This is a genomic window from Richelia intracellularis HH01 (assembly GCF_000350105.1).
GTDB classification, from domain to species: Bacteria; Cyanobacteriota; Cyanobacteriia; order Cyanobacteriales; family Nostocaceae; genus Richelia; species Richelia intracellularis.
This window is the reverse complement of sequence record NZ_CAIY01000076.1, coordinates 1-12263: the sequence shown is the minus strand read 5'-3', so window position 1 is coordinate 12263 and position 12263 is coordinate 1. Positions and strand designations below refer to the sequence as shown.

Below are 12263 nucleotides of genomic sequence, written 5' to 3'. Positions count from 1 at the left end.
ATAATACAGGTTATAAGCAGGATGAAAAATTTAGATTTTGGGTCAAAATATTACTAACTCAAAATGATATTTCTGGGTATTTCTATGGTATTGATGCAAGTATAGTTCCAACCTATGGAGTTCATGTAATACCTCTAGCTGATTAAGTTTTTAGTAATGAATATCTGATGATTCAAAACCTAATATATTTGGTTGTTTGTATTCCTACTGCCTCAGACTTATAGTTTGTATTAATTATTAACTTGTTATATTAGGAATTCTATTTGAATTAAAAATATCAAGATAATTAGGAGTATTACAAATGTTGAAATTCTAGGTTTACAATTTATTGATATAGACATTTTGCACTTCCAACACATATTAAGGAGATAAGGTGAGTAAGGCAAGATAACTTGCGTGGAAGTAGCATAAGCATATTCCCGTATAAACGTAAAGTGATCGATTATCAAAGCAGATAAAACAAAAACTTTTATATGGCTAACTATTTTACAGAAGTTTCTGGTTAACACCCTTAATATTGCTAAATCACGCGACCGCCCTCAAATTTTACTTAAATTCTCAGGCATAGCAACAAATAATCATGTACAATAAATTTGAGCCATTAAGTCAAAATGAAGTTATTTCTGTATCTACAAATACATTTAAGCTGCTGAACCTGTCAACTACATTCAAAATAGCTGAGCTCTTAGAGTCCATTGAAAAATACATCGAATCTGATGCTCTGGAAAATAAGTTATTTCAAGAAGGCATTGAATGTGAGGTTCTAAGATTTAATTCGCAAACCTGGCAGAAGGGAAAGGTTAGAGTCACTGTGGAGTTTTGTCCCCGAGAATTTGAGTCACCTTTGGAAGATAATTAAAATTAAACATATTATGACAAATTTTAAAGCGGCATCATTGTATGTAGTAGGATTGTCTTATTTGTCTTTGATGAAAAACCCTGCACCTAAGTTAGAGGCCAATTACTATAATATATTTACTATGATGAGCTAGTTTCTATTGCACTTCTTGATGTAGCGGCTTTACAGCATCCAGCAAATAATCCATATAAGTGCTAGCAACTATTGATAACTGTTTACCAGAGGGATACACAAAATACCAATTCCGACGAATGGGAAAATTCTCCACGTCTAAAATAGTAATCTCCTCTTTATCAGCAGCCGACATTAAAGTATGGCGAGACAAAATAGAAATCCCCAATCCACCAATAATACCTTGCTTAATAGCTTCATTACTTCCTAATTCCAGTTTTACTTGTACTTTTACTCCATATCTATCAAATAATATTTGTACAGCCCGACGAGTTCCTGAACCAGGTTCCCGCATAATAAATGATTCACCACTTAAATCCTTAATAGGAATATTTTTTTTGTTTGCTAAAGGATGGTTGATAGGTGCTAATACCACCAAGGGATTTTCTAAAAATTGTTTATATGTAACATCAATATTTTCTGGTATCTGAGTAATGATATACAAATCATCCAGGTTGCTAGCTATCCGCTCTATAATCCCTTCATGATTTGTCACTTTTAAAGATATATCAATACCTGGATAAAGTTGACAAAAAGGACCCAACAAACGGGGGATAAAAAATTTTGCTGTTGTGATTACTGCTAAACGTAATTGCCCCCGTTTTAGCCCTTTTAAATTGGCTACTTTTATTTCAAATTTAGCAATCATGTCAAAGAGCTGGTGACAAGTAGCAAATAACTCCTTGCCAGCCTCTGTTAAATAAAGACGTTTACCCACCTGCTCAAATAAGGGTAACCCCACAGACTTAGTTAATTGCTTGATTTGCATGGATATAGTTGGCTGAGTTAGAAATAACTCCTCCGCTGCACGGGTAAAACTGCCATGTCGTGCTGCAGCTTCAAATACTTTTAACTGGTGTAGAGTGGCCTGATTCAAAAGATATACTCACTTTTATCGCATTTGGAAATACCAATAACAAACAACGTAATACCTATAGGTGATACTTCACTAGGTAAATGCTATAATAAATGATATTTAGATTACTCTGAAAAAATAGCTACAATTGAGTCAACGATTAATCTTGGAATACAAAAGTGTGTATGAGAAGTCTCTTATAAGCATTATGTTAAGTATATTAGGTTTCGTATGATTCTCCCTTGACCTTCACAGGAATAGTTGTTAAATCTGGCAATGTAAGACCTTCACCCTGGACATATTTATCATTGAAATTCACTGGTAATTGAATTGGTTGTAGCTCTTCTATCCAACACCTTGCTAATGGCAGGGTTTGCTCTAATTCATCTAGTGGCCGAGGGATTACCATTACCGCATTTAACTCCCCTATACGCTCCGCCTCATACATTCCTGTTTCCACTGCAACCGCAACATTTGCTACAGAACCGCGGATGATTGCTGTACATAAACTAGCACCAATTTTTTCGTATGCAGCCAGTTGAATATCAGCAGCCTTTAACATTGCATCTGCAGCTCCTACCATTGCTGGGAAACCCTTAGTTTCAACTAAACCTATTGCCTTATTACTAAGAAGGCTGTGCTCTTCTCCTGCAATTTCGTACAAACGGCTAGCAATTGGTAATACAATACTCAAATTGGCATCTGGTCGAGGAATTATCAGACTAGAAACAAACTGGTTGAATTGTTTAGCGGTTCTTTCTCCAGATTCTACTGCCAATCTGACATCAGCGATACCTCCCCGAACAATCGCAGTGCAATGGCCACTGCCAATTTTTTCGTAACCCACCAAATGTACCCCAGCAGATTTAAGCATCATGTCGGCTGTGCCTACAATTGCTGGAAAACTAATTGTAGATACCAATCCTAAGGAACTATCTTGATGATAATTCCGATCAGGGGATTTGGGGTATACTTCCATTTAAATTCTCCAGGTTAATCAAGCTGATTAATGAATGATAATTAATCAGAATTGTTTTCAGAATTTGGTTTATTGAGGGATTGTCGATGAGGAAATAAAGTAATCAGTAATTGTTGTATGCTTCCTTGCCCATAAATATGGGTAGTTGCATCTTCTGCAGGACGACTCAAATTTTCTTCATTCGTACTATATTTGTTTGGCTGAGACTTAGGGATTTCTGTTTCGTCTACTGTGGGGCAACAATTATGCTCATTATTATAATCTTCCACATCAGTAGATTCTTTTAATTGTTGTGAATTATATGTTTCTAGTTTTTTTATGAGAACTCTTTTAGTATGATCTTTTTCCTCCATACTAGTGTTTATCTTTAATGGTTTTTCTGGTGTCATTTCCAAACCCAAAACAGAATCGCTAGTTGTAGCAGATTGAGTGGTTGTTACTACTTCAAGTGTTGCACTTGAAGTAGTAACAACACGACTTTTGTCTCCTAGTATAGAGCCTGGCACAACTATTTTTCCCTGCTCTACAGAGCAATGAAATACAGTTGTAGCAGAGCCGATGCAAGCATTTTTACCTATTTTACCGGCACCAACCATGAGGAAACCTGCTCCTAAATTTACCCCTGCCTCTATTTCAAGAGTTCCTTGGTCAACTTGGAGAATCGTTCCCATGCCAACACATACTCCTAGGCCAATGATAATTTTCCCATCAGGACCTGCTTGGAGAATTACCCCTGGTGCGAGGACTGCACTGGGATGAACGATAACCTCGCCACTGATATAAGAATCAAAATTACTGCCTAAGTGCAGCGGCGGCACAGCCATGGAGATTGCAACCTCAGTGATTTAATTTTAGTGTGAAGATTAACTTTTCTTTATAAAGTAATTCTTGCAGTATTGAATTAATTGGCTACGATGCCTACTAGTAGTATCTTAAAACAGATAGCATGTAAAACTACCTAAAATTGTTTTACTTAACTTAAACTGATTAATAGAAACTGGCAAATTCATTTGTCTATTCCTATTTATGGGCGTTGAATAATTCTCTCTATCACACGGCATTTTGCTTTAGTGTCAATACCAACTACACGTAAGTACTCTCCTTGGTACTCAGTCATCAAATGTCCTAGGGCGTTAATAATACCCTCTTCAGAATGGGATGTTATTTGACCGCAGCTTGACCAAACACCAGTACGAAAACGTCTTTTATCTACATGCTCTGCACTAATTTTTAGTCCACCAGCTAACAATTGACGAATTTTATCTATGACTTCGCTACCTAAATTGTTTGTATTAACACTTGTATACTTACTAACCCTATTATGAGGATCCTGATCTATGGATAGTTGATTTTTTTCAGAGGCAGCTATAACCCCATTAGGACGCTGGATAATAGTTTCTAATACCCTGCGCTTTATCTTAGGATCAATACCAATTAAACGAACATATTCTCCTTGGTGATTAACCATACATTCTTCCAAAAATTCAATAACTCTATTGGCAGAACTGTTATCACAAGACTGGCAACTTTGCCATGAGCCAGTGCGGAATCTACGTTCATCTACATGCTCAACACCAATCATAAAACCGCCAGCTAATAACTGATTGACTGTCTCAATGGTTTCCTTGCCAATAAGGCCACTGCTAACACTGGTATTGCCATTATTAGCTATTTCCCCATTAGGCAACCTAGGCATAGGCAACTTAAAAGTGCTTAATTCATGTACAGTTCCATTGGGCCGCTGAATAATAGTTTCTAAGATTCGGCATCGTTCTTTGGTATTAATTCCAAAGAGACGAACATACTCTCCACTATGGTCTATTAGACAATTTTCTACAGATACAATTACTTGCTCGAGACTTCTTGCCTCAATTGGTGTACAACTGGACCAGGAACCTGTACGAAATCTTCTTTCATCTACGTGCTCCGTAGCAATTTTGTATCCCTGCTGTAACAGATAACGAACCCTATCCACAACTGCTGTATCTAATTTACTGCTAGACACCTGATTACTCCTTTCAAACCCATTCAAATTTGTACTTTTATGAGATTTATTCATTTCATCTCGAATGGGTGCAATACATTGATTGTCTTGAGCACAAAGATAACCTGCTCGTAGTGCCTGGTTAATACCCACTACATGGTGAGCAAATTGTTTATCATCAGCTTGTACATCTGGCAATCTATTAGCCTGCTGCTGAGTGGTAATAATGGCCCCAGAGGGAACGTACTTACCTGGTGGAATTTCCACATTCTCAATCAAAGCATGCATCATGATAATGCACCCTGCACCGATCTTGGCATTAAATACTGTAGAACGAAAACCAATAAAGCAGTCATTTCCCACATAAGCTGGTCCATGAATTAGAGCCATGTGAGTAATACAAACATTATTACCAATCCATACAGAGTAATCCCTTTTGTCATCACCAATTACCCTATCCTGCTCTAAACCATGAATGACTACACCATCTTGAATATTAGTATTTTCACCAATGTAGAAGGGTGTACCTTCATCAGCCCTAATAGAAGTCCCTGGTGAGATAATAACATTTGGGCTGACAACAACATCACCGATAATATTAGAAAAATGATGTATATAAGCTGTTTGATGGATTTGTGGTTCAGCTAAATTCCTTGACCATGGTGTTGGGGGGGCTGCCGTACTGCTTACCATTATTGAACTCCTCATTATGATTAGCCTTCAGCTTTTAGCCTGTGATCAATATCAACTAATAGCTAATATCGGTTTTATGAACAAACCAAACATCTGGGTGCTAGTGGTACAGTAATTAATCGATATTTATTTAGCGATATTGTTCTCTTTTGTTATAAATTTGGCGTTTCTCCAAATAAATTGTGTCTATGATTGCTACTACAACTGCATCTAGGGGTCGATCCTCGTTGCCTTGAACTCGGCATGCTGCATGGCCACTACGGCTAATGAGTACCCACTCATCTACCCCCGCACCAACGCTGTCAGCAGCTACCTCGTACTCCGGTAAAGTATGCCCCTCTTCATCTAACAACTGCAATAAGAGCAGTTTCGTTCCCCTAAGACTGGGATCTTTTTGGGTGCTAACTACTGTGCCACGAACCTTGGCAATTTGCATTACCTAGTTACTATCTTGCACCAAAAGGGCGAATAGGATTGACTTTTTCTCGGAACTGCTCTACGTCTTCGGTATAATTAATAGGTAAAACATATTCTAGATTTTCATGGGGACGAGCAATAATATGGGTGGATAGTACCTGTCCCCCATTTACTCGCTTCACTGAGTCTATGCCAGCTGCCACTGAAGCTTGTACTTCAGAAACATCCCCCCGCACAATTACTGTTACTCTACCAGTACCAATTTTTTCATAACCCACCAGAGTTACACGAGCAGCTTTGACCATTGCATCAGCAGCTTCTACTACTGCTGGAAAACCCAGAGTTTCTACCATTCCAACTGCAATTGACATTTGTTTAATTCCTTATCTTTGGGTAATATTCTGTCAAGTCGAAATCAATTATTCACCTGAGAACCAATAATGCTCTCATAGATAATGTATACAAATGACCATACTAATTAAATCAGACTTCTCCTTGTAAAACTATTGCTTCTCCAAAATCTGTTGAAAGCTCTTAATGGGTTTAGGTGAAACTAAATTGGAAATTTTAAATTCCTAACCAATTAAATTATGTCCTAAATTGCTCTACAGCCTCCGTATACTGTATTGGTAGAACATATTCCAGGTTTTCATGGGGACGTGCAATGATGTGAGTAGAAACAACCTCCCCACCATTAACTCTATTAGCAGCATCAATCCCAGCAGCAACAGATGCCTGCACTTCGGAAACATCTCCCCGGACAATCACAGTAACGCGTGCGCTACCAATTTTCTCGTACCCCACCAGGGTAACACGGGCAGCTTTGACCATTGCATCAGCAGCTTCTACTACTGCTGGGAAGCCTTTTGTCTCAATCATTCCAACTGCTATTGGCATTGCAGAACTCCCAATAAAAAAATAACTTAACTTTTTACACTCAAATTACCCTTTTAGACGAGGTCAATTATCATATTGTAATTAAGTGCTCACCTTATTTAAGCATAGAAAAGCTTGGCACCCCTGGCAATACAAATTACCATAATAGTTTGTAATCAGGAAGTTTAGGAAAGTTAATAATGACTCCAGTGATGTTCCCTGCTCTGCATTGTGGAAGTTTTCCCGGTTTTAAAAGTGATATTTCTGCCTTATAATTTTAGTTACTTATTCATAAATAGTAATAGTGAAAATATAATATATGCCTGCAATCAAACACATATTTGTACTTGAAACTAAACAATAGGAACTTTATTATGGCCTTACCCCAACAAAATATGTGTCTGAGTAAATTTATTCATAAATACCCATATTGTTTAGTTATTTCAAAATAAAGTTTTGAATTTTATGACAGGAGCTATTATCACTCAAAAATAATTCCCCAGCTTTTAAATGGCTGATTTAGGTATATGCATTTGCGTGTACTTGTGCTTTTTTATTATTTGTTATTCTTTATTTATTAAAATGGTAATTGTACTGATTATGAGTGCTTATACGTGTTTTTTGATGATAAGAGTTATTAGTTTTTATTGAGTCCGTCAAATGAATTTACTCCCCTTGTTGGTTTATATTTTACGGTCAATTGATTTTATTGATAGCATCTATAAGAGATGTGTTTTAAAGCTACAAAATAAAATACAAATCTTAACCAAGCATCTACCATATTTATAACCTAGAACTTGATAAAACAATAGTTAAAGTTGATAGGAAAAATACATGAATCAATTACTGTTATCAACAAGTTGGTATGTACCAGTTTATGGGTTAATAGGCGCAATTTTCACTTTGCCATGGTCAATGGGGGTAATTCGTCGAACTGGTCCTAGACCTGCTGCTTATTTTAACTTGTTAGCAACGCTATTAGGCTTTTTTCACAGTCTATTTATTTTCCAGGATATCTGGGACAGAGAAACTGAAGTTATATCCTGGATATGGTTCCAATCAGGGAATTTTCAATTATCTTTAGATTGGGAAATTTCGATAATAAGTATTGGTGCAGTAGTTTTAATTACTGGACTGAGTTTGTTGGCACAAATTTACGCCTTGGGTTACATGGAGAAGGACTGGGCTTTAGCCCGTTTTTTCGCCATGATGGGATTTTTTGAGGCTGCACTTAGTGCTTTGGCTATGAGTGATTCACTGTTTCTCAGCTATGCCTTACTGGAAATTCTTACGTTATCCACTTATTTATTAGTAGGATTTTGGTATGCTCAACCTTTAGTAGTAACGGCAGCACGAGATGCTTTTTTGACTAAGCGGGTAGGAGATTTACTACTATTGATGGGGGTGGTTGCCCTGTCTACATCAGCAGGAAGTTTGAACTTTTCTGACATATATGAGTGGGCACGGACAGCTAATTTGAGTCCCCTACTGTGGAATTTACTGGGTCTTGCACTCATTGCAGGACCTGCAGGAAAGTGTGCTCAGTTTCCTCTGCATTTATGGCTAGATGAAGCAATGGAGGGACCAAACCCAGCATCTGTGCTGCGAAACTCTATGGTGGTAGCTGGTGGGGCTTATGTTTTATATAAATTACAACCGATTTTAGTATTCTCACCTTTAGCTTTGAGTACTTTAGTAGTTATGGGTGTACTGACGGCAATTGGTGCAACCTTAGTGTCTATTGCCCAGATAGATATTAAGCGAGTATTATCCCATTCGACTAGTGCTTATATGGGGTTGGTCTTTTTATCTGTAGGCTTGGAACAAGGAGGTGTAGCACTAATGTTACTCTTGACCCATGCAATTGCCAAGGCTCTTTTATTTATGAGTTCTGGTGCAGTAATTATGACGACTGGAACCCAAGATCTAACTGAAATGGGAGGGCTGTGGTCTAGAATGCCTGCAACTACTACCGCTTATGTTGTGGGGGCAGCAGGAATGATAACTCTCCTACCCCTAGGTAGTTTTTGGGCGATGCTTTCCTGGGCAGAAGGTCTGTGGTTAATTAGCCCTTGGGTATTGGGGGTTTTAGTTATAGTTAATGGGTTTACAGCATTGAATTTGACTAGAGTATTTCGTCTAATTTTTTGGGGAAAACCACAACAGAAAACTAGACGTGCTCCAGAAGTTCCCTGGACTTTGTCAGTACCCATGATATCTTTATCAATAGTTACACTGTTAGTTCCACTAATGCTACAGCAATGGTATTTGCTCCCTGGTTGGGACAGTATTAATTGGTATGTGTTGTTATTGCTGGTATCTTCAAGTATTTTAGGGTTGGCAGTTGGTTGTAATCTCTATCTACATAAGGCCTGGTCACAATCAAGAGTTAAAGCTTGGAGATTTGTACAGAATTTATTGGGTTATGATTTTTATATTGATCGCCTTTATAGGGTGACTGTCGTAGGTGCAGTTATATTTTTATCCAGAATTTCTGCTTGGTGTGATCGCTATCTAATAGATGGGTTAGTAAATTTAGTGGGATTTGCGACTATTTTTAGCGGACAAGGTTTAAAGTATAGTATTTCCGGAGAGTCTCAGGGCTATTTGTTAGTAATTTTATTAGGTGTTAGTTCTCTTGGTTTTTTACCCTTTGGTATTTGGGTCTGTTAGATAATTTGCTGTTTTAGAGTTGAAATAGTGTTTATTTTAATAGATTAACTTACCCTTATTTTATGATGCTTAGTTCCTTAGTTTTACTACCATTGCTGGGAGTGGTTTTGATTTGGTTTCTCCCTGATAATATATCGGTGAAAAATTGTCGTAGATTAGCCTTAATAGTAACTGCATTGGTTTTGATATTGACAGTTTTAATTGCAATTCAATTTGAACCTGATCTTACCACTCAACAATTTAGCGAGTATTATTCTTGGATTGATCCCTTAGGCTTGACATATCATATTGGTGTGGATGGGTTATCTTTACCATTACTAATATTAAATGCTCTGCTCACTTGTATTGCAATTTATAGTACTAATCCAGAACTTAAACGCCCAAGACTTTATTACTCACTATTACTGCTGTTAAATGTAGCAGTCATGGGTGCATTTCTAGCCCAGGATTTACTGTTATTTTTTCTATTCTATGAGATAGAACTAATCCCCCTATATTTACTGATTGCTATTTGGGGAGGCGAAAAAAGAGGCTATGCAGCAACAAAATTCTTGATTTATACTGCTGTTTCTGGAATTCTTATTTTGGCTAGTTTTTTAGGATTAGTTTGGTTAAGTGGCTCTACTAGCTTTGCTGTGGCCGATTTAAACACCAGTACACTAAACATAACAACCCAAATTATTTTATTAATGGGGATTGTCCTTGGTTTTGGAATTAAAATACCCTTAGTGCCGTTACATACATGGTTGCCTGATGCCCATGTAGAAGCATCTACACCCATTTCCATACTCTTAGCAGGAGTATTATTGAAACTAGGGACTTATGGATTACTGAAGTTTGGGATGAATTTATTACCAGCAGCTTGGAGTTATATAGCTCCCTGGTTAGCAAGTTGGGCTGTTATAACTGTATTATATGGTGCTTCCTGCGCTATTCCCCAAACAGATATGAAGAAAATTGTGGCATATAGTTCTGTGGGACATATGGGTTATATTCTCCTGGGTGCTGCTGCTGCTACACCCTTAAGTATTTTGGGAACAGTGATGCAAATGATAAGCCATGGTTTGATTTCTCCATTGCTCTTTTTATTGGTGGGTGTGGTTTACAAGAAAGCTGGTAGTAGAGATTTAAAAGTTATCAGGGGATTATTAAATCCGGAAAGGGGTTTACCTGTGATTGGCAGTCTGATGGTATTGGGAGTAATGGCAAGTGCAGGTATCCCAGGAATGGTGGGGTTTATCTCTGAATTTATTGTCTTTCGTGCCAGTTTTGATGTGTTTCCAGTACAAACCCTTCTATGTATGATTGGTACCGGACTGACAGCAGTTTACTTCCTGATTTTAATGAATCGTGCTTTTTTTGGTCGATTATCTGATCAGGTTATAAACTTACCAAGGGTCTATTGGAGTGACCGTGCCCCTGCTATCATTTTAGCTATATTAATAGTATTGTTTGGAATTCAACCATCTTGGTTAGCCAGGTGGACAGAAGCTACTACAAATATAATGGTAAGTAATCAAAATGCTAAGGCCAGTATTGTTTTACAACAACATCATGCAATTATTCAGGAAAATAATTGATATTTTATTTAAAACTCTTGTGTTATGGTAACCACTAAGCAGGTAGATGAAAATCTTGCAAATGATTTTATTGAATATCTAAGAACGGGGCAAGGATTATTAGTTGACACAAAAGAAAATGTCCTGGAAGTTGTGGGAATTCTTAAAAGTTATGGGATTGTTTTAGACAAATATTCTAATAATTTGATTTACATTGCTGAAAATCAGTTTTTAGTTTTTTCCCTTTCTTCAAATACTTTAATGGGGAAATTAGTATCTCTAAGTTATTACGTCACTGGTGGCATGGCCGTATAAACTTTGAGTATGCTGAGTATTGTATGAAAGTTATGCTGTGGCATGGCGGTGGTGGCTTAGATGCTTATCTAGACACTGACAATTTTATAGAATTGTCAAACGCAGTAATCCGGGCAAAATTTAAAAATAACCCCTTTATTTCAAGTATCAATAAATTATTTCCCAACTTTTCAGTTGAGCAGTTAAGAGTTTATTCATACTATAGTGGTTTGGGACAATTCTGGCGAGTTATGGCTGATATATTCCTAGAATTATCCGATTTATATGAATTAGGAGAAATCAATTCAATACCCCAAGTAATAGAACATATAAAATCTGGGTTAGTGGCAAATGCTACCAACCCAGTAACTTACAGCGTTAAAATCAATGGAAAGGCTTATGACTTATTACCATCAGCGGCAGGTTTGACATTTTTATCAGACCTAGCTATTCCTTATGTGGAAGCTATTTTTTTTCGTGGAACTCCCTTTCAAGGTACAGTTTCCTACAATGCCCAAGCATATCAAATTCCTGCAGATCAAGCTAGGTTTGAGTATGGGGCATTATATGCAGACCCCTTGCCAATTGGTGGTGCAGGTATTCCACCAACTTTATTAATGCAGGATATGAGTCACTATATCCCAAATTATTTACATGATTTATACCGTCGTACACGTCGGCGTGAAGAAGATGATTTGCTAGTGCAGATTTGTATAACTTTCCAGAAGTCAATGTTTTGCGTAACTAGTGCAGCAATTATTGGGTTAATGCCATATGCCAGCGAGACTGAAGATCCTATAGAACAAAGAGCAAACCATGCACACTTGGAGGTATGGGTAAGTAGACTAATAACTTCCCAATTACTTGATGTCAATTTGAGAGATTGAAAGCCTGAAAAAGCC

Annotated in this window: 9 protein-coding genes and 2 pseudogenes; 4 read left to right on the top strand and 7 right to left on the bottom strand. The window is 37.3% G+C overall.

Annotated elements, in window-relative coordinates:
- Positions 1-580: 580 nt before the first annotated feature.
- Entirely contained in the window at positions 581-859 is a 279-nt protein-coding gene (locus RINTHH_RS08330) for a KGK domain-containing protein (protein WP_008235318.1), read from the top strand.
- A 136-nt stretch (positions 860-995) separates the two neighbouring features.
- Here RINTHH_RS08330 and RINTHH_RS08325 read toward each other — a convergent pair whose 3' ends face one another.
- The 7 genes from RINTHH_RS08325 to RINTHH_RS08295 all read right to left on the bottom strand — a co-directional run bounded on the left by RINTHH_RS08325 (position 996) and on the right by RINTHH_RS08295 (position 6856).
- Positions 996-1907 (bottom strand): LysR family transcriptional regulator, encoded by a 912-nt coding sequence (locus RINTHH_RS08325; RefSeq protein WP_008235317.1) that lies wholly within the window; start codon positions 1905-1907, stop codon positions 996-998.
- A gap of 199 nt (positions 1908-2106) precedes the next feature.
- Complete coding sequence (locus tag RINTHH_RS08320) at positions 2107-2865, bottom strand: carbon dioxide-concentrating mechanism protein CcmK (protein WP_008235316.1); 759 nt, start codon at positions 2863-2865, stop codon at positions 2107-2109.
- 41 nt (positions 2866-2906) lie between these two features.
- On the bottom strand, positions 2907-3689 hold the full coding sequence (locus RINTHH_RS08315) for a carboxysome protein CcmN (RefSeq protein WP_008235313.1): 783 nt from the start codon (positions 3687-3689) through the stop codon (positions 2907-2909).
- 200 nt (positions 3690-3889) lie between these two features.
- Positions 3890-5542 (bottom strand): ribulose bisphosphate carboxylase small subunit, encoded by a 1653-nt coding sequence (locus tag RINTHH_RS08310; protein WP_008235312.1) that lies wholly within the window; start codon positions 5540-5542, stop codon positions 3890-3892.
- Between the two features lie 130 nt (positions 5543-5672).
- Positions 5673-5978 carry a EutN/CcmL family microcompartment protein gene (locus tag RINTHH_RS08305; RefSeq protein WP_008235311.1) on the bottom strand — a complete coding sequence of 102 codons (306 nt, stop codon included), beginning with the start codon at positions 5976-5978 and terminating at the stop codon, positions 5673-5675.
- A gap of 10 nt (positions 5979-5988) precedes the next feature.
- On the bottom strand, positions 5989-6330 hold the full coding sequence (locus RINTHH_RS08300) for a carbon dioxide-concentrating mechanism protein CcmK (protein WP_008235310.1): 342 nt from the start codon (positions 6328-6330) through the stop codon (positions 5989-5991).
- Between the two features lie 217 nt (positions 6331-6547).
- The gene (locus RINTHH_RS08295) at positions 6548-6856 is read right to left on the bottom strand and encodes a carbon dioxide-concentrating mechanism protein CcmK (RefSeq protein ID WP_008235309.1); all 309 of its coding nucleotides are present in this window, start codon (positions 6854-6856) and stop codon (positions 6548-6550) included.
- Positions 6857-7669: 813 nt separating this feature from the next.
- Between RINTHH_RS08295 and RINTHH_RS08290 the strand changes: the two are divergent.
- The 3 genes and pseudogenes from RINTHH_RS08290 to RINTHH_RS08275 all read left to right on the top strand — a co-directional run bounded on the left by RINTHH_RS08290 (position 7670) and on the right by RINTHH_RS08275 (position 12248).
- Positions 7670-9525 (top strand): annotated as a pseudogene (locus RINTHH_RS08290) (NAD(P)H-quinone oxidoreductase subunit F).
- 48 nt (positions 9526-9573) lie between these two features.
- A complete protein-coding gene (locus RINTHH_RS08285) occupies positions 9574-11088 on the top strand; it encodes an NADH-quinone oxidoreductase subunit M (protein WP_044304917.1) in 1515 nt (504 codons plus the stop codon).
- 24 nt (positions 11089-11112) lie between these two features.
- Positions 11113-12248, top strand: a pseudogene (locus RINTHH_RS08275) (CO2 hydration protein).
- The last annotated feature ends 15 nt before the right edge of the window (positions 12249-12263 follow it).